This is a genomic window from Siminovitchia fordii DSM 16014 = CIP 108821 (assembly GCF_000374565.1).
GTDB lineage: Bacteria > Bacillota > Bacilli > Bacillales > Bacillaceae_C > Siminovitchia > Siminovitchia fordii.
The window spans coordinates 115,037-138,554 of the sequence record NZ_KB894695.1 but is presented as its reverse complement, the minus strand read 5'-3'; the positions used below and the strand labels follow the sequence as shown (position 1 = coordinate 138,554).

The window sequence follows — 23,518 nt, the reverse complement described above, 5'->3', positions numbered from 1 at the left end:
GAATTATATAAATATTGTCATGTTAATTTGTTATAATGTAGATAACAAAAATGGCGGTGATGAAATTGCTTCATACAAGATCGAGTATTCAAAATGAGATGGAATTTGTTTGTCTTGAAGACTTAGTTCCCGAAGACCATCTGCTGAGAAAAATTGATAAGCATATTGATTTCTCTTTTATTCTTGAGAAGGTTAGACCTTACTACTGTGAAGATAACGGCCGTCCCTCGTTAGATCCATTGATCCTGTTTAAAATGATGTTCATCGGCTATTTTTTTGGTATTCGTTCGGAACGCCAGCTGGAAAGGGAAATTCAAACGAATGTTGCTTACCGTTGGTTTTTGGGATTGAGGTTATCCGACCCTGTTCCTCATCACTCTACTATCAGTTGGAACCGGTGTAATCGTTTCAAAGATACAGACATCTTCCAAGAGGTCTTTGATGAAATCGTTCTTCAAGCGATCAACCACCGTATGGTTGGCGGGAGAGCGCTATTTACTGATTCTACCCACTTAAAGGCCAGTGCGAACAAACATAAATATACAAAAGAAGTCGTTAAAGTGGAGACACGTGATTACATAGAAGATTTAAATCAAGCTATAGAAGAAGATCGGAAAAAGCATGGAAAAAAGCCTTTAAAGGCTCGAAGGGAAGTGAAGGAAACAAAAGAGATCCGAAAAAGTAATACAGACCCTGACAGTGGATTCATGTCCCGGGACAATAAACAAGAGATGTTCTGCTATTTGGACCACCGTACGACAGACATGAAATTTAATATTATCACGGATGCCTTTGTCACTCCTGGAAATGTTCATGACTCTGTTCCCTATCTTGAACGTTTGGACCGCCAAATAAAAAGGTTTGGATTTGAAGTGGAAGCCGTAGCACTAGACTCTGGATACCTGACAAACCCTATTTGTAAAGGCTTGTTTGACCGGAGTATTTTCGGGGTCATTGCCCATCGCAGGTATCATCCAACACAAGGGTTATTTCCAAAATGGAAGTTTAAGTATGACGCAGAACATAATGTCTATATCTGCCCCAATGGAGAAACATTAAGCTATTCCACCACAAGCCGTGATGGCTACAGGGAATATAAATCGAATCGGAAAAAGTGTGCGGCCTGTCCTCTCTTGGAAAAATGTACCCGGTCTAAAAATCATCAAAAGGTGGTCACCCGCCATGTTTGGGAGGAACATAAAGATCAAATCCGTCTGAACCGCTTATCATCGGAAGGAAAATTACTATACAAATTTAGAAAAGAGAAAGTTGAACGAAGCTTCGCAGATTCAAAAGAACTGCATGGGCTTCGTTATTGCCGGTTGAGGGGAATACAAAAGGCAGCCGAGCAGGTGCTACTCACGACGGCCTGCCAGAACATGAAGAAGATTGCCTTACACCTGGACAGACAGGACTAGGTGTAAGGGAGTCTTTTTCCCATTTATTTAGGATGAAAAAATAATTGAATATCTCGAAAATACAAGAACAAAAAAAGCTTGTAGAGAAAAAACACCCACTTTCTCTACAAGCTGGAAGCATCTTAGGATGCTTTTTTTATTCTTGAGAGAAAGTTGCAGAGTTATTTTTCCGTTCATTCCTTCATTGATAATATGAGGCCATCCCTCACTTTTTTAAATGGACAAAGTTTTTCTTATTAAACAGAAAATTTACAGTACCTTAACACACTATTAACAAGCCAATGTTATATTAAATGTAACATAATTGATGGAGGTGAGCAGGTGCTAAAAATACTCTTGGGTTTTTTCAAAGGAAGAATCGGGTTCGACGCAAACCGTCATGAGGATTTATTTTATGAATTAACCGAGGAAGAGTATGACTATGAATATATGTATTATATGCATTAAGGAAAACAAAATTGAAAAGGTGAAAAAATGGTCCTCAGATCAGGATTAATCTTTTTGCTTTTGATGACACATTTGTATATATTGTGAGTGAAGTTGGATAGCGATGTAAACATCTCATTGGAGGTGTTTTTTTATTTTGGGAAGGTGAAAATTATCTCTACAAATCGTTATGAATGGCGTCCTCGGAAACATCTTGTTTGGCTGAGTGGGTACTTCTTTATAAAAAAAGCCCGGCATTAACCGGGTTGAAAAATGAGAAAACCCTTCGTCAGAAAGGCTTTCTTCTGTATTATAAAAGGGGGTATCAGGTCGAAATTTGACCTTAAGTTTATTTTAAAGCAAGAGTTTGTTTAATACAATGCGTCCTAAGGTCCATTTTTTGGAATTTCCCATCAGAATCACGGTGCTTAAAAGCAGATGGTCCTGCTTTTAAGCTCCCGATTTACCAGTAGTGTTTCGGTTTGCAGCCACAGTGCTGTTTAGGCGGGCATACACAATAATGTTCTTCTGAAACTGAGTTCACGACTGATTTTGTGTGCGGGTAGGAATGCATATATTTGTATGTTGTGTGATTTACTTGCGTTGTATGGGAAGGATGCACTACCGGAATATAGACATCCTGGCCCACATATTCATTCAGTTGTTTTGTTGGGCTGACTTGGGCAGGCATTGTTTTTGCAGGCAATTGCTGAGCAGGTTGAGCCTGCGGGTATCCGCATGTACATTTCTTATAGCAGCCACAAGGTTTATAGTGTCTCATGACAAAAACCTCCTTTTTGAAACGTATATTAAATAGTATGTAGGACAACCGTCCAACGAATGGACAACTACCCAGAAAGTGACAAAATAGGCGCTTTGTTTTCCCCATCAATGGATTTTTTGGTTATTTTCATCAGTAAAAGAAGAAAAAGGCTCAAAATTGGTGGTTGCTAGGCGCAAAATATTAAAATTTGTATCAGGTTTTATGGTAATATAGTAGAATAGCAGGAGGGGGGAGAGGATCAATGAAACTGGAACCGGCTTTGTTGCAAAAACAAACCTTGAATCTGACGATGACGCAGGAGCTGCAGCAGGCGATTACGATATTGCAGTACACCGCCCATGAATTGACAGCTTTTCTTGAAATGAAAGAAATGGAGAATCCGCTCATCCAGCTTGAATCACCAATCGTTCGATCTGTAGATCCCCGCTACGACAGAGTAAGGAAAAGAAAAGTCACCAATCCTGAAAATGATCAAAAAAAATGGCTTGAGCAAATGGCTGAGCCAAATGAGGGGCTTGCTGATCATTTGTTTTCTCAGCTGGTGATGAAAGCGCTGTCCGATTTTCAAGAAAAACTGGTGGAACAATTTATATACAATTTAGATCCGAATGGATATCTGACGATAACTGTTGAAGAAGCTGCTGCTATATGCGGGACATCGATCGAGGAAGCAGAAGAGATCCTGCAGCTTGTTCAAAGCCTTGAACCTGCAGGGGTAGCTGCAAGATCGCTGCAGGAATGCCTTATATTGCAGGTAGAAAGAAGAAGCGATGCTCCGCCGCTGGCTGTCAAGTTATTAACAGAATATTTCAATGAATTTGCAGAGAAAAAGTGGAAGGTATTATCGGAAAACCTTGATGTCAGTTTGAAGGAGATCCAGCAGGCGGCTGATTTCATTACAACGCTCGATCCGCGCCCCGGAACTCACTTTGATTATGAGAGACCTCAATACGTTATTCCGGATCTCATTTTGGAGATTGTTGACGGGAAATTGGAGTTGCAATTGTTTGAAAAACATCTTCCGGCCATTCGCTATCAATCTGATTATTATAACGAAATGGCAAGCATACCAGATGATAATGTGAAGCAGTATTTAAACGATAAGCGCCAGGATTTTCGTTGGATCATGCGCAGCATTGAGCAAAGAAAGCAGACGTTGATGAAAGTGGGAATGGCGATTATTGAAGAGCAGCAAGATTTTTTCCTTAAAGGTCCCCGCTTTCTTAAACCACTGACATTAAAAGATGTCGCTGAAAAAATCGATGTACATGAATCGACTGTGAGCCGGGCCATCAGGGGAAAATATATCCAAACGCCAAGCGGCATGCATGAACTTAAAAAGTTCTTCTCACAAGCACTGCAATCAAATGCTGCAAGCGACGGAGAACAGGCATCAGCCGGCCAGGCGAAAACCCTGATCAAAGGACTCATCGATAAGGAGGACAAGAGCAAACCTTTGTCCGACCAGGCTATTGCGAACATGCTGAAAGATAAAGGGCTTACTTTATCAAGGCGGACTGTTGCCAAATACCGGGAACAGTTGCGCATCCCTTCATCAACAAAACGGAAACGGTATGAGTAGGAAATGGAGCAGATAATGGAAGTTCACTATTACACGAGAAAAAAGTGCGAGCTTTGTGAAGAAGGCAAGCTACTTTTGAGGTTGCTTCAAAAAGAATATGCTTTTGAAATGATAGAAAAGGACATAGACTCGAGCGATGAGCTGACAGAAAAATTCGGGCTCATGATCCCTGTCGTAGAAATAAGTGGGGAAATTATCCAATATGGCCGGATTGATTTGCCAGCTCTGGAAGAAAAATTGAAAGAAAATTTGAAATGACCATGTTGAACCTGCTATTATATCCGTAATGGCTGGTTCTTTTTTTGATAAAACGGGACAAAAAATGACCCAGAGGGACTTTACCGGAGAGGGGATTGATATGAAGGAGTTGTTTAAGCTGCAACAGCTATTGGTGCCAGACCTTCTGAATGTGATGGAAAGGAGGTACTTTGTTCTAAGGTCAATCCGGTTGACGGAGCCGGTGGGACGAAGGCCCTTGGCCCAAATGCTGGAAATGACAGAACGGGTACTCAGAGGTGAGGTGGAGTTTTTAAAAGGTCAACACCTGATTGATTTTCAACCTGCCGGAATGAGCCTTACACCCGAAGGAAGAGAGCATTTAACCAAGTTAGATGTCTTGATGAGGGAGATTATTGGAATTCATAAGGTGGAACAACAGCTAAGCGAGTGTCTCGGTATCGCAGAAACAATCATTGTTCCGGGAGACAGCGACAAGATGCCGTTAATTAAAGATGAGATTGGGAAAGCATGTGCCCGAAGACTTGAGGCTTTGCTGGTTGAAAAAAACACGATTACGGTCACTGGCGGTACAACGATGGGATCCGTGGCTAATGCGCTTATGGAAATAAATGTTGAAGGGAAGGAGATGATATTTGTACCGGCAAGAGGCGGAGTAGGCGGAAAAGTAAGCGACCAGGCTAATTCTATTTGTGCGGTAATGGCAGATAATACAGGGGGGACCCACCGAGTAATGTATGTTCCGGATGAAGTGAGTGATGAGCTTCGCACGATACTGTTGAAAGAACCATCAATAAATAACACGCTAACTTTAATTCGGTCAGCTGATATCGTGCTCCATGGGATTGGAGAAGCAATGAAAATGGCTGAGCGGCGGAATACTGATGAAGAAAGCATGAATAAAATAATAAAGAGACACGCTGTTGGGGAAGCATTCGGCTATTATTTTGATAGTGATGGAAATATTGTGCATAAGGTTTCTACAATCGGTTTACAGTTGGAGGATCTACCTCACTTCAAATATATCATTGCAGCAGCCGGAGGAAAATCGAAGGCAACAGCTATAAAGTCATATATGAAAAATGCGCCGGGATCGACCGTCTTGGTTACTGATGAAGGTGCGGCAAAAGAAATACTAAAGGGGGAATGAAAGTATGTCAGTGAAAGTTGGAATAAATGGTTTTGGAAGAATAGGCAGAAACGTTTTCCGAGCTGCGCTAAAACATCCGGAAGTTGAAATCGTGGCTGTAAATGACTTGACGAATGCCAAGATGCTTGCACATTTGCTTGAATATGATTCAGTACATGGAACGCTTGGTGAAGAAGTCATGGTAGAAAACGAGAAGATCATTGTAGGAGGCCGCAAACTGGAGGTGACTGCTGAAAGGGACCCTTCCCGGATTGCATGGAAAGACCTCGGCGTCGATATCGTGATTGAATCCACCGGACGTTTTACAAAAAGGAATGACGCTGCCATGCATTTGGAGGCGGGTGCAAAGAAAGTCATCATCTCAGCACCGGCAACGGATGAGGACATCACCATTGTGATGGGGGTAAATGAAGAAAAGTATGAACCCGAAAAACACCATATCATTTCGAATGCATCCTGTACAACGAATTGCCTTGCACCGTTTGCCAAGGTCCTTAATGAGCATTTCGGTATCCGGCGCGGCATGATGACCACTGTCCACTCTTACACAAATGACCAGCAAATCCTTGATTTGCCGCACAAAGATTATCGCCGAGCACGGGCTGCCGCCGAATCAATTATCCCGACGACGACGGGCGCGGCGAAGGCAGTATCACTTGTGCTTCCAGAGTTAAAAGGAAAACTGAACGGAATGGCGATGCGTGTACCGACACCGAATGTATCTGTTGTTGACCTCGTTGCCGAACTGGAAAAGGAAGTAGCGGCGGAAGAGGTGAACGCGGCGTTGAAAGCAGCATCCCAAGGAAAGATGAAAGGGATACTGGGATATTGTGACAAGCCGCTCGTATCTCGCGACTATAACGGGGATTCTCATTCTTCTGTGATTGATGCCTTGTCAACTATGGTGCTGGAAGGCAATATGGTAAAAGTCCTGTCTTGGTATGATAATGAAACAGGTTATTCAAACCGGCTAGTGGATTTGGCCGTTTATATCAAAAAAAGAGGTTTATAGTCAAAAATTTGGATTTGGTATTGGATAATTCGCGGCTTGGCATCTATAATATAGAGGGGTGTAGAAGAGGGAGCGGGAGAATGAACCCACTCTCTTATTTTCTGCGTTTAGGAGGAGGCTTACCCAGTGAAGAAAAAATCAATCAGGGATTTGGATGTCAAAGGAAAAAAAATTTTTTGTCGAGTGGATTTCAATGTTCCGATGAATGACGGAACGATTGCTGATGATACAAGGATTCGGGCGGCATTGCCGACCATCCGCCATTTGTCTGAACATGGGGCGATGATTATTTTGGCCAGCCATATGGGAAGACCCAAAGGAAAAGTGGTGGAAGAGCTCAGACTTGCACCGGTTGCGAAAAAGCTTGAAGATTTGCTGGGCAAGGAAGTCCGTTACTCTGAAGAAGTGATTGGAGAAGATGTGAAAGAAAAGATTGCCGAGCTCAAGGAGGGCGACATTCTCCTTCTTGAGAATGTGAGATTCCATCCAGGCGAGGAAAAGAACGATGAAGAGTTGGCCAAAGCATTTGCGGGGCTTGCTGACCTTTATGTGAATGATGCATTCGGTACAGCGCACCGTGCTCACGTCTCTACAGAAGGGGTGGCGAAGTACCTGCCTTCTGCAGCCGGATTTTTAATCGAAAAAGAACTGGAAGTCCTTGGAAATGCATTGTCGGACCCGGCAAGACCGTTTACGGCAATTATCGGAGGCGCAAAAGTAAAAGATAAGATAGGTGTCATTGATAACTTGCTTGATAAAGTGGATAACTTGATCATCGGAGGAGGACTTGCATTCACTTTCGTAAAAGCTCAAGGTTATGAGATCGGGGATTCCTTATTGGAGGAAGATAAGATAGAATTGGCAAAAAGTTTTATGGAAAAAGCGGAAAGAAACGGTGTAAAATTTTACTTGCCGATTGATGCAGTTGTTGCCGATTCTTTTTCGGAAAAAGCGAATTCACAAGTTGTGGACATCAACAACATTTCGGATGGATGGCTTGCGCTTGATATTGGCCCTAAAACGGCAGATTTATACAGCAATGTCATCAAAGAATCCAATCTTGTTATCTGGAATGGGCCGATGGGTGTGTTCGAAATGGAACCTTTTGCCCAAGGAACAAATGCTGTAGCCGAGGCGCTTGCTAAAGCTGGCGATACATATTCGATCATTGGTGGCGGAGATTCCGCCAGGGCAGTAGAGCATTTTGGATTATCCGATCAAATGGACCACATATCAACAGGAGGCGGAGCTTCCCTCGAATTCATGGAAGGTAAAGATTTGCCGGGAATAGCGGCACTTGATGAAAAATAATAGTCACCTGTACAGATTGAAAGGATGAAACACATGCGAAAACCGATCATTGCAGGTAATTGGAAAATGCACAAAACAATGGAAGAGGCGGTTGACTTTGCCGAAAAAGTAAAAGGGCTCGTTCCATCTAATGCCCAAGTGGATACGGTGATTTGCGCCCCTTTCCTGTTTCTCGACCGTCTCGTAAAGGAAGTTAGCGGATATAATGTCAAAATAGGCGCACAAACGATGCACTATGAAGAAAAAGGCGCGTATACCGGTGAAGTCAGTCCTGCCGCTTTAAAAGGGATCGCCGTTTCTTATGTTATTATAGGGCATTCCGAGAGACGTGAATTTTATAACGAGACAGATGAATCCGTGAATAAAAAAGTACTTTCTGCTTTTCGCAACGGTCTGCTTCCGATTGTCTGCGTGGGGGAATCACTTGAACAATGGGAAAACGGAGAAACAAATGAACATGTTGGAAGCCAGGTAAAGAAGGCACTTCAAGGGCTTACGAAGGAGCAGGTAAAAGACCTGATTATTGCCTATGAGCCTATCTGGGCGATCGGGACAGGAAAATCATCAACGGCTGAAGATGCTGATAAAGTGTGTGAACACATCCGTCAAGTGATTGAGAACAGCTTTTCAAAAGAGGCTGCTGATTCCGTACGTATACAATACGGCGGAAGCGTGAAACCGGAGAATATCCGGACTTTTCTAAGCCAGCCAAATATTGATGGAGCGCTTGTCGGAGGAGCAAGTCTGGATCCGGATTCGTTCCTGAAATTATTGGAGGCGTCCATCAATGACTAAATCACCAACAGCCTTAATCATCCTTGATGGCTTTGGCCTGCGGAAAGAGGCGAAGGGAAATGCTGTGGCGCAGGCAAAAAAACCGAATTTTGACCGATACTGGAATTTATATCCACATACACAGCTTACGGCCTGCGGTGAAGCTGTCGGACTACCGGAAGGCCAGATGGGAAATTCCGAAGTCGGGCATTTGAATATCGGTGCCGGAAGAATCGTTTATCAAAGCCTGACAAGGGTGAATATAGCGATTAGGAATGGAGAGTTCGAAAAGAACGAAACATTTCTAGATGCCGTGAAAAATGTTAAAAAGAGTGGAAAAAAACTCCATTTGATGGGATTGCTTTCGGACGGAGGAGTACATAGCCATATTGAACATATGTTTGCTCTTCTGAAGCTTGCTGCAGATCAGGACGTGAAGGAAGTATATGTGCACGCTATTTTGGATGGCAGGGATGTTGGTCCGAAAACAGCTGAAAAATATGTTAAGGCAGCCCAGGAAAAAATGGATAAATATGGAGTCGGCAAGTTTGCTACTGTATCTGGAAGGTTCTATTCCATGGACCGCGACAAACGCTGGGATCGTGTGGAAAAAGCTTACCGGGCAATGGCATTCGGCGAAGGGCCCGCATATTCCGATCCGCATAAAATGATTGAAGACTCATATGCCCATGGCATCTTTGATGAATTTATGATCCCTTCCATCATCACGGACGATACTGGAAAGCCGAATGCAACTGTTGAAAATGGGGACTCAGTAATCTTTTACAATTTCCGCCCTGACCGTGCCATTCAGATATCCAATGTATTTACAAACGAAGAATTCCACGGTTTTGACCGCGGAGAAAATCGTCCGAAGGATTTGCATTTCGTTTGTATGACACACTTTTCCGAAACGGTTGACGGTTATGTTGCTTTCAAAACCGTCAATTTGGATCAAACGGTTGGTGAAGTGATTTCAAGGGCTGGCTTGAAACAGCTGAGGATTGCGGAAACGGAAAAGTACCCTCACGTTACTTTTTTCATGAGTGGCGGAAAAGAGGATGAATTCCCGGGGGAAAAGCGAATTTTAATTGACTCACCAAAAGTGGCGACATACGATTTGAAGCCTGAAATGAGCGCTTATGAAGTCACGGACGCACTTTGTACTGAAATTGAGGGTGACCGCTTTGATGCCATCATATTGAACTTTGCCAATCCCGACATGGTTGGGCATTCAGGCATGCTTCAACCAACCATTGACGCGATCGAGACAGTGGATGAATGTCTCGGACGGGTGGTTGATCTAATTCTGGAAAAAGGCGGTACAGCTATCATTACAGCAGACCATGGAAATTCGGATGAAGTGGTGACGTTGGAGGGAGCACCGATGACTGCCCATACAACCAATCCCGTACCAGTGATCATTACCAAACATGGAATTCATCTTCGCGACGGGGGAATTCTTGCTGATCTGGCGCCGACGATGCTTGAATTGCTCAATATAGAAAAACCGAAAGAAATGACAGGCGACAGCTTGATAAAAAAATAATTTTTTATACTTAAAGTGTCACAATAGGCTTTTTACGCTGAATATAGTAAAGCTAGCACTTTTCTTATCTTACAAAACAAGGAGAGATTTTGATGCCATTCATAGCTAATGTATATGCACGTGAAGTGTTGGACTCCCGTGGTAATCCGACAGTGGAAGTGGAAGTTATCACAGAATCAGGAGGATTCGGGCGCGCGCTTGTTCCAAGTGGTGCTTCTACTGGTGAATATGAAGCAGTGGAATTGAGGGACGGTGATCAAGGCCGCTACCTTGGCAAAGGTGTGGAAAAGGCCGTTGAACATGTAAATGAAGTGATTGCCGAAGAAATCATTGGTATGGATGTTACTGACCAAGTTGGAATCGACCAGGCGATGATCGAACTTGACGGTACACACAATAAAGGAAAACTTGGAGCAAATGCCATTTTAGGTGTATCCATGGCAGTTGCCCATGCGGCTTCTGATTTACTTGGCCTTGAGCTTTATCAATATTTGGGCGGATTCAATTCCAAACAGCTTCCTGTTCCGATGATGAACATTTTAAACGGCGGAGAGCATGCCGATAACAATGTGGATATTCAGGAATTCATGGTGATGCCTGTAGGAGCATCAAACTTCAAAGAAGCACTCCGCGTTGGAGCAGAAATTTTCCATAGCTTGAAAACGGTATTGAAAGAAAAAGGCTTAAATACGGCTGTAGGTGATGAGGGCGGATTCGCTCCAAACTTGGAATCCAATGAAGAAGCATTGGAAACACTGATGGCAGCCATTGAAAAGACAGGTTACAAACCTGGGGAAGAAATTCAACTTGCCATGGATGTAGCTTCTTCCGAGCTGTATAACAAAGAAGAGGGCAAATACCATTTTAGTGGTGAAGGGGTCGTTCGAACTTCTGAAGAGATGGTTGACTGGTACGAGGAGCTTGTCAATAAATATCCGATTATCTCCATTGAAGACGGCTTGGATGAAAACGACTGGGAAGGCCACAAATTGCTCACTGAACGGATTGGCTCCAAAGTGCAGCTTGTGGGTGACGACTTATTCGTTACAAATACTGAAAAGCTTGCCAAAGGAATCGAGCAAGGCGTAGGCAATTCGATTTTGATTAAAGTAAACCAAATCGGTACATTGACAGAAACATTTGATGCGATTGAAATGGCCAAACGTGCAGGTTATACAGCAGTTATTTCACACCGCTCCGGAGAAACGGAAGACAGCACAATCGCCGATATTGCTGTTGCAACAAATGCCGGACAGATCAAAACGGGAGCTCCGTCAAGAACGGATCGTGTGGCTAAATACAATCAGCTTCTCCGCATTGAAGATACTCTTGGAGACACAGCGATCTACCCAGGTCTGAAAGCTTTCTATAATATTAAATAAAAAAAGTGCAAGAGCTTTGCTAGCGCAGGAAAACAAGCCATTCCTTGGGAAGACAGTTCGTAAACGGGAAGTGGCACCTGCACTTGTCTGTTGGCAAGTTCAGTCAGCGCCGTCCTGTCGCATCACTTGCACTAGGACATCCTGTCCGTCGAATTCGGACAAATTATTCCAGCCCCTCTTGTACAGAGGGGCTGATTATGCTACATTTAAATTATTGTTAAGGGCCCGGAGGTGTTTTTAGTGCATACGTTAGCTATTACGTTATTGATCATTGTTTCGATCGCATTAATCATTGTTGTTTTATTGCAATCCGGTAAAAGCGCCGGCCTTTCTGGAGCAATTTCCGGTGGAGCGGAGCAGCTTTTCGGAAAGCAGAAAGCCCGTGGAATGGACCTTGTCCTCAATCGGATCACGATCATTTTATCTGTACTGTTTTTCATCCTTACAATGGCTGTAGCCTTTTTTGAAGTTTAATATGGACATCAAACCTGGTTCGCAAAGGGCCGGGTTTTTTTATTTTATAAAAGTCTATAGTTTGCTTAAAATAGGGTAATAACACTAATGAAGGAATGTGCATAAAGGGGATCGATAAAATGAAAATCAAAGCTCCTGAACCTTTTACATTTGAATCAGGAAAAAGAGCAGTACTGCTGCTTCACGGTTTTACAGGGAATACAGCCGATGTCAGGATGTTGGGAAGATTCCTAGAGAAAAACGGATATACTTGCCATGCACCTCAATATAAAGGGCACGGGGTTCCTCCCGAAGAACTTGTTCAGACAGGTCCGGACGACTGGTGGAAAGACGTCATGGATGGATATGAATTTTTAAAAAGGCAGGGATATGAGGAAATCGCTGTAGCGGGATTGTCCCTGGGCGGTGTATTTTCGCTTAAATTGGGCTACACTGTACCTGTAAAAGGAATAGTTCCGATGTGCGCGCCTATGTACATAAAAAGTGAAGAAGTCATGTACGAGGGGGTCATTAAATATGCAAGAGATATTAAACAGTTGGAAGGAAAGTCAAAAGAACAGATTGAGAAGGAAATGAACGACTTTGAAAAAACACCCATGAATACGCTTAGGTCACTTCAGCAGCTGATTGCTGATGTACGTGATCAAGTTGACATGATTTATGCACCGCTTTTCGTTGTACAGGCAAGGCATGACGAGATGATTAATCCCGACAGTGCTAACATTATATATGATAACGCCGAGTCAATTGAAAAGGATCTGAAGTGGTATGAGCATTCAGGCCATGTCATCACATTGGGAGAAGAAAAGGAACAGCTCCATGAAGATATTCTTCGCTTCCTGGAGGGGCTTGATTGGGCAGTTTAAACGAGAGGAGGAGTAAAATGGACGAAAATAAACAGCATTATGCTGAGCGGATTCTAACTTATATGAAAGATGAAGCGTATAAGCCATTGACTGTTAAAGAGCTGGAAGAAGTATTTCAAATTGAGGGATCGGAAAACTTCAAGGAATTTGTAAAAGCGTTAGTAGTTATGGAAGAAAAGGGACTTATAGTCCGTACAAGAAGCAATCGGTACGGTGTTCCGGAAAAAATGAACCTTGTACGAGGAACCTTATCCGGAAATGCTAAGGGTTTTGGTTTTCTGCTGCCGGATGAACCAGGGATGGATGACGTTTTTATCCCTCCGCATGAAATCAACGGGGCTATGCATGGGGATAAGGTCCTCGTAAGGGTTTCACCGTCAACCAGTGGAACTAGGAGAGAAGGAGCGGTCGTACGGATTCTGGAGCGGGGTACAGTACAGGTCGTCGGTACATATAGCGAAAGCAAATATTTCGGTTTTGTTATCCCGGATGATAAAAAGATTGCCGATGATATTTTTATCCCGAAGAATGCAAGTATGGGAGCAGTTGAGGGGCACAAAGTCATTACCCGCATCACAACATATCCGGAGAATCGAAAAAATGCAGAAGGTGAAATCATTCAAATACTGGGTCACAAAAACGACCCGGGAGTGGATATTTTATCCATCATCCATAAGCATGATTTACCGTTAGCTTTTCCTGATGAAGTGATGGAACAAGCGAATAATGTACCGGAAACGATTGATGAAAATGATATTGGGAACCGCCGAGATCTTCGGGGGGAGACAATTGTAACGATCGATGGTGCGGATGCGAAGGACCTCGATGACGCGGTTACAGTGGCGAAATTGGATAATGGCAATTACAAACTGGGTGTCCATATCGCGGATGTGAGTCATTATGTAAAAGAAGGATCGCCAATCGACCGCGAAGCATTTGAACGCGGTACGAGCGTATATTTGGTGGACCGTGTTATACCAATGATTCCTCACAGGCTTTCGAACGGAATATGTTCCCTTAATCCAAAGGTGGACCGATTTACATTATCGTGTGAGATGGAATTGAACCCACAGGGTGAAGTTGTCAGCCATGAAATTTTTCAGTCTGTGATTAAAACGACCGAGCGGATGACATACTCTGATGTAAATAAAATTCTGATAGATAAAGATCCGGCTCTACGCGAAAAATATGAGCCGCTCGTCCCGATGTTTGAGCTGATGGAAGAACTCCAGGCCATTCTTCAGAATAAACGGATGAAACGCGGTGCAATCGACTTTGACTTCAAAGAAGCGAAAGTGATAGTTGATGAAGACGGAAAGCCGGTTGATGTTGTCATCAGGGAAAGATCGATTGGTGAGCGGATCATTGAAGAATTCATGTTGGCAGCGAATGAAACGGTTGCAGAACATTTTCATTGGATGGAAGTGCCGTTTTTATACCGCATTCATGAAGATCCGAAAGAGGAGAAACTTCAGCGGTTCTTTGAATTCATTACGAATTTCAATCTCATTGTGAGGGGGACGGCCAACACAGTTCACCCGCGTGCCCTTCAGGAAATTTTAGAAGCCGTTCACGGAAGGCCGGAAGAAATGGTCGTTTCCACGGTTATGTTGCGATCGATGCAGCAAGCAAAATATTATCCGGAAAGCATCGGACATTTTGGATTATCGACAAATTTTTATACACATTTCACGTCCCCGATCAGACGTTATCCAGATTTGATCGTCCATCGGTTGATCAGGACGTATTTGATTGAAGGGAAAGTAGATTCGGCCACACGGGAAAAGTGGAATGCGAAGCTGGATGAAATTGCCCAGCATACATCTCAAAGGGAGCGCCGCGCCGTTGATGCAGAGCGGGATACGGATGAATTGAAAAAAGCGGAATTCATGGAGGACAAGATCGGCGAGGAATTCGATGGAATCATCAGCTCTGCGACCAATTTCGGCCTTTTTGTTGAACTTCCCAATACAATTGAAGGGCTTGTCCACGTCAGCTATATGACGGATGATTATTATCATTATGATGAGCGGCAGTTTGCTTTGATTGGTGAACGGACAGGGAATGTTTATCGGATCGGTGACGAAGTTACGGTCCGCGTGATCAATGTGAACAAAGACGAGCATTCCATTGATTTTGAAATTGCTGGCATGAAAGGCAAAACGGGCGGCGGAACAAAAGAGTTAAAGAAAATCGTCAAATTGAAAGATAACGGAGGGAAAAGAAGCAAAGGCCCTCAGGGTAACAGTGGTGACGACGAATGGACGACAAGAAAACCGCGGAAGAAGAAAAAGTCTTTCGATAATAAGCCTACTAATGTGAGAAAAGCCAAGCGGAGAAAGAGATAAAAATGCCTCTCATAAGGGAATCCATGTTGTCGAACGTTCAGACAAGTATGGACGAGCTCTCGAACAAGGGTGAATCAGGAAAAAAATCGATTCTAGGATTTTATGCAGTAAGAATACAATGCTTTAAAATGAGGGGATGTCGAATTTCCTAAGGGAACAATGCAGTGGGAGAGACAGGCTGACTGGTTTTATCAGTCAGCCGCAATATCGGGACATCTGTAACCTGGTGATGCCCTCAGGAATAAATTAACCTGTCAAACGTCCTGTGAATCTACGTCAATCATGAATAGAGCACCCTGGCAGGTCCGGGACATCCGTATCATAAGGCTCCGATTACACTGGGTAAGGGAATATACTTTTTGCGCCTGTGTTTTTAGGGGCATTTTATATGAATCGCATGTTATAATGATTAATCATAAAGAATGCAAGGGGGGACACATATGGCGAAGGAAGAAGGAAAGCTGGTAGCCCAAAACAGGAAAGCCGGGCATGACTATTTCATCGAGGATACGTATGAAGCCGGCATCGTTTTACAGGGGACGGAAATCAAATCCATCCGTGCAGGAAGGGTCAACTTGAAGGACTCGTTTGCCCGCATACAAAATGGTGAAGTTTTTATCCATAATATGCATATCAGCCCGTATGAACATGGTAACCGCTATAATCATGATCCGATCCGGACAAGAAAATTACTTTTGCACCGGAAGCAGATCAATAAACTGATTGGGGAAACGAAAGAAGCAGGGTATACACTTGTACCATTAAAGTTGTATATGAAAAATGGATTTGCCAAAATGCTCATTGGTCTTGGAAAAGGTAAAAAACAATATGATAAACGTGAAGATCTGAAGAGAAAAGAAGCAAAACGCGATATTGAACGAGTGTTCCGAGAACGCCAAAAAATGTAAATTCTTGTTGCCAGTCTTGAATTTTTCTCTCTATCTGTTATAATATAAGCTGTACTTGATAGACTGATCATCCCGAAACGCTCCTTTTTATAGAAAAGGTGTTTCTCTTATTATGGGGACGTTTTGGATTCGACAGGGATAGGTCGAGCTCGAGTTGCGAGTCGAGGGGATCGTCCTCGTAAAAACGTCAAAGCCAATAATAACTGGCAAATCTAACGATAACCTCGCTTTAGCTGCCTAATAAGGCCTAATGCGGATCCTCCCTCCATCGCCCATGTGGTAGGGTAAGGGTCTCACATTCAGTGGGCTACGCCGGACGTCCTCCGCCTGAGGACCATGGAAGAGACTAATCAGGCTAGCACTTCGGAAGCCTGTCGATAGGCCGAAGAAGATGCGAAACGCCAATATATCGACTACACTCGTAGATGCTTGAGTGCCGATATTCTTGGACGTGGGTTCGATTCCCACCGTCTCCACCAAATACATAATTTGGTGGTTTTTATTTTTTTATGTGACATAAAGCATAAATTTTCCGTTTGGAAAGCTTATGCTTTATTTTATTTTAGGAACCTTTAGGCTTTATAATGTCTTCACGAATACCTGTGATTTGAACCATGATTTTGCCGCTCCCGCAACACAAATGGCAAAGCCTCCAAAATTATTCCTAAGAATATGTTGTTCACATTTAACAAATTCTAGGGATGGCATCTTATCTTTGAGTGAAATTAGGAAATACAAACAAAAAAAAGCAATATCCCCGCTAACAGCAGTCTAGTCCTTTTTTGTACCAACCATTCCTTGACTGCGCATATACCTTATTCCAATCTATATGCTTTGCCGGATGTGGAAGATAATTATCCTTGTCTGGTCATTTCACTAATCTATGTACGAAACTAATGAATTATCACTAACCTGCTAAATTACAGGATTCAATTGAAGAACTATGTACATCTTAAAAAATTCATCTTGCTATTTTTGCAATATTATTATAAGATACAAATCGTAATGATTACGATTTGGAAAAGGGAGGAATTTTATGGATAAGATACCGGTGACGGTTTTGAGCGGTTATTTAGGAGCAGGCAAAACAACTGTATTGAATCATATCTTACATAATAGAGAGGGGCTGCGCATCGCAGTTATTGTTAACGATATGAGTGAGGTGAATATTGATGCCGATCTCATTCATTCCGGAGGATTCCGCAGAACCGAGGAAAAACTTGTAGAACTGCAAAATGGCTGTATTTGCTGCACATTGCGTGAAGATTTGATGCTTGAAGTCGAAAAGTTGGTTGAATCAGGAAACATTGATTATATTGTTATTGAATCAACCGGGATAAGTGAGCCTATTCCAGTCGCCCAGACCTTTACGTATATTGATGAGGAAGTGAACATTGATTTAACAAGCAAATGCCGTTTGGACACAATGGTTACCGTAGTAAATGCACATCAATTTTGGTCGGATTTTTCTTCAGGTGAAAATCTGCTGGATCGAAATCATGGAACGGATGAATCTGATGAAAGAGAAATTGTAGATTTATTGATGGATCAAATTGAATTTGCCAATATCATTGTTTTAAATAAAACAGATCTTATTGAGAATAAAGATGCTGAACAACTGGCTCATATTCTTAAAACATTAAATCCGGACGCAAAAATCATTCAAACATCATTTGGTGCTCTCCCAATAAACGAATTGCTGAATACAGGAATGTTTGATTTTGAAACAGCGAGTCAATCTGCAGGGTGGATAAAGGAATTGAATGAGGAACACGTGCCCGAAACAGAAGAATATGGGATTTCTTCATTCGTCTATCGCAGAAGGCATCCATTCCATCCGGAGCGTTTTTACAAGTGGCTTGAGGATTGGCCTGTAGAGGTAATCCGGTCCAAAGGTTTTTTCTGGCTTGCCACAAGAAACGACATTGCAGGCCTTCTTTCACAGGCAGGTACCTCCATTTCCATACAAGTGGCGGGATATTGGGTAGCTACCCTGCCTGAAGAAGAGCGAATGGCCATGCTGGAGGAAGACAGTGAACTATTGGGACGCTGGGATGAGAATACCGGAGATCGGATGACAGAAATAGTTTTTATAGGAATTGAAATGGATCAAAAGGAAATAGAAAATCAACTCGATGAATGCTTAATAACCCCAGAAGAAATGAAGGTAAGCCAGGATCTATTGAACGACCCATTCCCATCCTTTACGTAAATGCATTAATATAACCTGAAAATCGTAATGATTACGATTTAACGCTAATTTGGAAAGGAATCTGAAAAATGAACGTGAAATCTATTTTTATGACAATCGTATTGGTCATTGCAGTGTTTATGAGTGGCTGTAATAAAAGTTCATCATCTCAAACAGATAAAAAAGATAATGAGGATCGGAGTGAGACTCTTAAAGTTTATACCACAATCTTTCCCATCGAGGATTTTACCCAGAAAATCGGTGGAAAGTATGTTGAGGTAAAAAGTGTATACCCTGCAGGCTCAGATGTCCATTCATTTGAACCTACGCTCAAAACCATGATGGACATAGCCGATGCAGATTTATTCATTTACAATGGAGCAGGGCTCGAGTCTTTTGTCGACAAAGCCGAAAAATCTTTGGCTAAAGAAAAAGTAACTGTAGTGGAAGCATCCAATGGCATTGAATTATTAAGTGGAGATAACCATGACGACCATGGCCATGAAAAGGACCATGAAGAAGAGAATGCCCAGAAAGAGTCTGATGAAGAACATGAACATGAGCCTGAACATGAGCATGAAACCCACGTTGAAGAGGGAAATGGGCATCACCATGATCAAGACCCACATATTTGGCTGGATCCTATCTATGCGATTAAAATGGCCGAAAATATTAAAGACTCTTTATTTAAAGCAATGCCTTCTGCTAAAGGAGAATTCGAGAAAAATTTTCAAGATCTGAAAGCAAAGCTTGAGCAGCTTGATGTTGATTTGAGAGAGACAATTTCATCAGCCGCCCATAAGGAGATTCTGGTTTCGCATGCTTCATATGGATATTGGGAAAACCGATACGGCATTCACCAAATCAGCATTGCCGGATTAAGTCCAGATAGTGAACCATCACAAAAACGTTTGCAGTCTATTATTGAAACAGCAAAGGAATATGACATACACTACGTTGTTTATGATCAAATTCCATTAACAAAAGTAGCAGATGTAGTCCAAAAAGAAACAGGAACAAAGCCAGTTACGCTTCATAATCTTGAATATATTACGGAAAAGGATAAGGAAAATAATGAAGATTACTTTAGCATCATGAACAAAAATGTAGATACACTTAAAACTATTCTAAGTATGGATGAAAGTAAACACAATCATGATAACGACCATGTGCATAGTCATGCACAAGATGAAGAGGAAGAAAAAATATATGCCGGCTATTTTGAAGACAGTCAAGTGAAGGATCGTTCACTTTCTGATTGGGCAGGGGACTGGCAATCTGTTTATCCATACCTACAAGATGGTACGCTTGACGAGGTATTTGCTCATAAAGCAGAACATAAAGGTGACATGACATCTGAAGAATACAAAGAATATTATAATAAAGGGTATCAAACAGATGTTGACCGTATCGTGATTACGGAGGAGACTGTAAAGTTTTTCAAAAATGGAGAAGAATTTACTGGCAAGTATCTATATGACGGATACGAAATTCTAACTTATGATGCGGGAAATAGAGGAGTAAGATACATTTTTAAACTAGCTGAAGAAACTGATGGACTTCCTAAGTATATTCAATTTAGTGATCATAGTATCTATCCGAATGAAGCAGATCATTACCACCTGTATTGGGGTGATGACCGTAAAGCTTTATTAGATGAAGTCACACACTGGCCTACCTACTATCCATCAGAAATGGATGGACACGATATTGCCCATGAGATGATGGCGCATTAAATTAGGAGTAATAGGGTTATCCTTTATTTTCTTATTTGAATCAATTTTTTAAGTTAAAGATGTAGAGGAGCCCTTTAATGTGTTCCTTTTTTCTCACTGTTTTTAAAATATTCCTATTAGAAGTGGTCGTTGTTCCATAATGCGCAATTGTTGATGAATCTGGAGAATTAAAAAACTTTATCATATGTCACGAAATGGCACGAAAATTTAAGCCCGCGCTGATCAGGCTTGTCGGTTAATATCAAACGAATAAAAATTGTAATTAATATTTAATACATTATCCTGAACACAACTCTTTTCAATTGTTTTTATGCATCAACTAAAAAGCCCTTGGGGTCCCTCATGACCAAAATTCCAAGGGCTTTTGTTATTGATCTCAGAAGTGTTTAATTACAGATATAGTCGTTTAAAACAGTAAGCATGTTATTCCAATAAAAGGCCAGATTGTGGAATAAAGTTGAAGGGAATTTGTACAGAGTTAAAATATTTATTGATAAAATTCAAACTAGTATAATAAATAACAGGTGAAATGGTTGGTAAAAGTGTTTGAAGAGAAGTGAGTTTTATATGAAACATCATCAAAGGGATTTTAATTATGAACTAAGGGACAAAAACTTTTTATATTGAAACCTTATAGCACGGGCATGCTAGCCAGGCTGGCAGGACAGGTAGGGAATAGCTAATAGTAAGCTTCTATTGATGACCTTGAAATTTGAGAATCGCCTTTTTATGAGAGCATGGAACGGGGGCACTTATTGAATGAGCCAGTGCCTTTTCTTTAATAGGGCCAGTTTGTTGAATAAAAAACAATATGAAAAACTTAGGAGGATACAGAATGAAGGTTAAAAGAATTGTTGCCAATGTTGAGACACAGAACATTTCTAAAGCAAGGTACTTTTATGGAGAAGTACTCGGACTTGATCAGTTGATGGATATGGGATTTATTGCAACTTATGGCTCAAACGAGAAAATGGACACTCAAATTAGCTTTCTTTCAGAGGGCGGATCTGGGACACCAGTGCCCGATTTGTCAATTGAAGTTGATGATCTTGACAGTGCATTAACTCGCGTAAAAGAAGCAGAAATTCCAATTGAGTATGGTCCAGTTGAGGAGCCGTGGGGAGTTCGTCGCTTTTTTGTAAGGGATCCATTCGGGAAGCTCGTCAATATTCTTACTCATCTTTAGATAAATGAGGTTACAATTGTGTTGAATACTTCTCCAATCGGGCGCTTTTCCGGAATGGGATCGCGCTCTTATTATGAAATGGTGCAGACTGTTGAGGAAAGCTGTCACATACTTATATAGAATAATAATTGGGATCGTGAAGGAAGTTACATGAACTAAATGGGATGTAACACTATGGTAGAATGGAGCTTATTATTTATGAGCCGGGTTAGATTCTTTATTTATCAATTCACATTATTTGTCTCGCTTATTCTTCTTAGTGTTTATTCTGATTCATACATCAGCCAACCATTTTCTCGTGTTGATTTTATAGCAATATGCATCAGTGCTCCAATATTTGTGCTAATTGTCAGTCAAATAGGTAAGTTATATATACGTTTCAACACTAAGTTAAGGAAAAAGGTCCTACTTTCTATTACAGCTTTTATTTTAGCGTTCGTATTTATTGCGTTGATAGAAAATGTTTGGTTTGAAATAAAAGGAGAGATGTTATTCAACTAACGGACGCTATTCCCTAATAAGGAATGGCACCAATATCCCATCTAAGGGCCAGATTGTCTTTATAATTTACCAGGAAACCATTTTCTGGAACGCTCTATTAGCAGCTGATAGCCATAAATGATAAAAGCAAATACATAATAATATAAAAAAAGGTGTATCCGTTTAAAATTAACTAATTTATAAACGTTTAATTTTTCAAAAACATAAGTAAGTGGGTAGGAAAAACTTAAATTTGAAATTAAATTCAAAAGAATATAACGTTTAAATTTTCCAAACGATAAATGGAAAATCCATATTGTACCAACAAAAAATGGGCCAAAAATAAAACTTAAATCATGAAAAATGAGCTCTTTGATACCTCCTTTCACTCTCCACCATTTATACCTATAGGATAAAAAGCATCCGCATATAACAAGCAACGAACAAAAAATGGAAACAGGCAAATATTTACGAAATGCACTTTTTGGTAAAAATATAGCAGAAATCCATGAAATGATTAGTGATACTATTCGAGTTATATTAGGAATCATTCTTGCTCCCCCTTTTTTAGATATTCTGTATTATTTATTGTGAAACTATTCATTTAAAGGGGCTTTGATATTGAGAAAGTTTCCACTTAACTATAGGGCGCTAACTCGGAATAAGAATTAACATCAATGTTGAACAAAAGGGCAAGATTGTGGAGTAAATCATTAAAGACCAGGTGATTAAATATTCTTAACAAGTTAAAATGTAATAAAATAATGTAATGAAATGTGGTGATTAAATGAATCAGAGATTAAACAAATACAACCAGCCAATTGGTGAGGAGTTGTCCAATTGGCAGAAAAGAAAATTCCCCTCTGATATGTATTATGTCGGAAAGTATACTATTGTCACTAGATTATCGCGTACACATATCAAAGAGCTCTATAACGCCTATAAAAATTCTCACCCAAGTAATTGGACCTACTTACCCGAAGAACCACCTCACAACTATGAAGAATTTGAACAGACATTATTAGAAAAAATAGAAAGCAGCACACACATCTATTATGCCGTGTTAAATAAAGAGACAAACAAACCGCTTGGAATCTTTAGTTTAATGAGGATAGATCAGGCAAATGGGGTGATTGAAGTAGGAAATATTAATTTCTCAGATGCATTAAGAAGAACAAGAATATCTACTGAAGCCCACTATTTATTAGCTATGTATGTATTCGAAGAACTCCAATATCGGCGCTATGAATGGAAGTGTGATTCCCTTAATGCTCCCTCTATCAAAACAGCAAAACGTTTAGGCTTTAAGTATGAAGGCACCTTCAGAAATGCGGTTATCTATAAAAACCGCTCACGAAATACCAGTTGGTTTTCAATGCTAATAGAAGAATGGCCTCTACACAAACAAGCATTAACTCAATGGCTAGCAGAGGAGAACTTTGATGACAAAGGAGTTCAAGTTCAAAGATTAGAAACATTTAAGCAATAAGAACAAAATGGCTTGCTTATAATTAAAACAATCGCGAGCTTTAAAAAGTCCGATTTCTCAATTTTGAGAAATTTGGTTTGAAATGTATGACTTTACACTATCCAATGTAAAGTTATACATTTTTTTCTTTAAAAAACCATTTAACCACATTAATAACTTTGTCAGGATACTCTTCAGATTTTAGAAATACTCTTAACTTTGTCAGGATACTCTTC

Annotated in this window: 20 protein-coding genes and 1 other RNA gene; 19 read left to right on the top strand and 2 right to left on the bottom strand. The window is 41.2% G+C overall.

All coding sequences use genetic code 11. The features are described 5' to 3' along the window. The first annotated feature begins 59 nt into the window (after positions 1 to 59). Positions 60 to 1,418 (top strand): IS1182 family transposase, encoded by a 1,359-nt coding sequence (locus C509_RS0115130; protein WP_083934562.1) that lies wholly within the window; start codon positions 60 to 62, stop codon positions 1,416 to 1,418. Positions 1,419 to 1,739: 321 nt separating this feature from the next. Continuing rightward, positions 1,740 to 1,865 carry a hypothetical protein gene (locus C509_RS27250; protein ID WP_018707771.1) on the top strand — a complete coding sequence of 42 codons (126 nt, stop codon included), beginning with the start codon at positions 1,740 to 1,742 and terminating at the stop codon, positions 1,863 to 1,865. 442 nt (positions 1,866 to 2,307) lie between these two features. On the opposite strand, the gene C509_RS24055 is transcribed toward C509_RS27250, so the two are convergent. Continuing rightward, positions 2,308 to 2,625 carry a CotD family spore coat protein gene (locus C509_RS24055; protein ID WP_018707769.1) on the bottom strand — a complete coding sequence of 106 codons (318 nt, stop codon included), beginning with the start codon at positions 2,623 to 2,625 and terminating at the stop codon, positions 2,308 to 2,310. 244 nt (positions 2,626 to 2,869) lie between these two features. On the opposite strand from C509_RS24055, the gene rpoN reads away from it, so the two are divergent. The 16 genes from rpoN to C509_RS0115040 all read left to right on the top strand — a co-directional run bounded on the left by rpoN (position 2,870) and on the right by C509_RS0115040 (position 21,334). Next, complete coding sequence (gene rpoN / locus C509_RS0115110; protein WP_018707768.1) at positions 2,870 to 4,210, top strand: RNA polymerase factor sigma-54; 1,341 nt, start codon at positions 2,870 to 2,872, stop codon at positions 4,208 to 4,210. A gap of 3 nt (positions 4,211 to 4,213) precedes the next feature. Continuing rightward, on the top strand, positions 4,214 to 4,468 hold the full coding sequence (locus tag C509_RS0115105; protein WP_154654425.1) for a glutaredoxin family protein: 255 nt from the start codon (positions 4,214 to 4,216) through the stop codon (positions 4,466 to 4,468). 100 nt (positions 4,469 to 4,568) lie between these two features. Continuing rightward, entirely contained in the window at positions 4,569 to 5,597 is a 1,029-nt protein-coding gene (locus C509_RS0115100; protein WP_018707766.1) for a sugar-binding transcriptional regulator, read from the top strand. 4 nt (positions 5,598 to 5,601) lie between these two features. Further along, positions 5,602 to 6,609 (top strand): type I glyceraldehyde-3-phosphate dehydrogenase, encoded by a 1,008-nt coding sequence (gap, locus tag C509_RS0115095; protein ID WP_018707765.1) that lies wholly within the window; start codon positions 5,602 to 5,604, stop codon positions 6,607 to 6,609. A 126-nt stretch (positions 6,610 to 6,735) separates the two neighbouring features. Beyond that, on the top strand, positions 6,736 to 7,920 hold the full coding sequence (locus C509_RS0115090) for a phosphoglycerate kinase (RefSeq protein ID WP_018707764.1): 1,185 nt from the start codon (positions 6,736 to 6,738) through the stop codon (positions 7,918 to 7,920). Positions 7,921 to 7,953: 33 nt separating this feature from the next. Next, entirely contained in the window at positions 7,954 to 8,715 is a 762-nt protein-coding gene (gene tpiA / locus C509_RS0115085) for a triose-phosphate isomerase (protein WP_018707763.1), read from the top strand. Beyond that, positions 8,708 to 10,243, top strand: a complete 1,536-nt coding sequence (gene gpmI, locus C509_RS0115080) for a 2,3-bisphosphoglycerate-independent phosphoglycerate mutase (protein ID WP_018707762.1) — start codon at positions 8,708 to 8,710, stop codon at positions 10,241 to 10,243. The genes tpiA and gpmI overlap by 8 nt, the downstream gene beginning before the upstream one ends. Before the next feature lie 92 nt (positions 10,244 to 10,335). After that, positions 10,336 to 11,625, top strand: coding sequence for a phosphopyruvate hydratase (gene eno / locus C509_RS0115075; protein WP_018707761.1), 1,290 nt, complete (start codon positions 10,336 to 10,338; stop codon positions 11,623 to 11,625). Positions 11,626 to 11,865: 240 nt separating this feature from the next. Then, the gene (gene secG / locus C509_RS0115070) at positions 11,866 to 12,099 is read left to right on the top strand and encodes a preprotein translocase subunit SecG (protein WP_018707760.1); all 234 of its coding nucleotides are present in this window, start codon (positions 11,866 to 11,868) and stop codon (positions 12,097 to 12,099) included. 119 nt (positions 12,100 to 12,218) lie between these two features. Further along, positions 12,219 to 12,965, top strand: a complete 747-nt coding sequence (locus C509_RS0115065) for an alpha/beta hydrolase (protein ID WP_018707759.1) — start codon at positions 12,219 to 12,221, stop codon at positions 12,963 to 12,965. Between the two features lie 17 nt (positions 12,966 to 12,982). After that, positions 12,983 to 15,313, top strand: coding sequence for a ribonuclease R (gene rnr, locus C509_RS0115060; protein WP_018707758.1), 2,331 nt, complete (start codon positions 12,983 to 12,985; stop codon positions 15,311 to 15,313). A gap of 440 nt (positions 15,314 to 15,753) precedes the next feature. Continuing rightward, on the top strand, positions 15,754 to 16,221 hold the full coding sequence (gene smpB / locus C509_RS0115055) for an SsrA-binding protein SmpB (RefSeq protein ID WP_018707757.1): 468 nt from the start codon (positions 15,754 to 15,756) through the stop codon (positions 16,219 to 16,221). Between the two features lie 114 nt (positions 16,222 to 16,335). Beyond that, positions 16,336 to 16,700: a transfer-messenger RNA gene (gene ssrA, locus C509_RS25655) on the top strand. A 557-nt stretch (positions 16,701 to 17,257) separates the two neighbouring features. Then, a complete protein-coding gene (locus C509_RS0115050; RefSeq protein ID WP_018707756.1) occupies positions 17,258 to 18,433 on the top strand; it encodes a GTP-binding protein in 1,176 nt (391 codons plus the stop codon). 68 nt (positions 18,434 to 18,501) lie between these two features. After that, the gene (locus tag C509_RS0115045; RefSeq protein WP_018707755.1) at positions 18,502 to 20,148 is read left to right on the top strand and encodes a metal ABC transporter solute-binding protein, Zn/Mn family; all 1,647 of its coding nucleotides are present in this window, start codon (positions 18,502 to 18,504) and stop codon (positions 20,146 to 20,148) included. An 835-nt stretch (positions 20,149 to 20,983) separates the two neighbouring features. Then, positions 20,984 to 21,334, top strand: coding sequence for a VOC family protein (locus C509_RS0115040; RefSeq protein WP_018707754.1), 351 nt, complete (start codon positions 20,984 to 20,986; stop codon positions 21,332 to 21,334). Positions 21,335 to 21,894: 560 nt separating this feature from the next. On the opposite strand, the gene C509_RS0115030 is transcribed toward C509_RS0115040, so the two are convergent. Further along, positions 21,895 to 22,365: a hypothetical protein gene (locus C509_RS0115030; RefSeq protein WP_018707752.1), complete on the bottom strand. Its 471-nt coding sequence runs from the start codon at positions 22,363 to 22,365 to the stop codon at positions 21,895 to 21,897. A 236-nt stretch (positions 22,366 to 22,601) separates the two neighbouring features. Here C509_RS0115030 and C509_RS0115025 point away from each other — a divergent pair, with 236 nt between their 5' ends. Continuing rightward, a complete protein-coding gene (locus tag C509_RS0115025) occupies positions 22,602 to 23,303 on the top strand; it encodes a GNAT family N-acetyltransferase (protein WP_018707751.1) in 702 nt (233 codons plus the stop codon). The last annotated feature ends 215 nt before the right edge of the window (positions 23,304 to 23,518 follow it).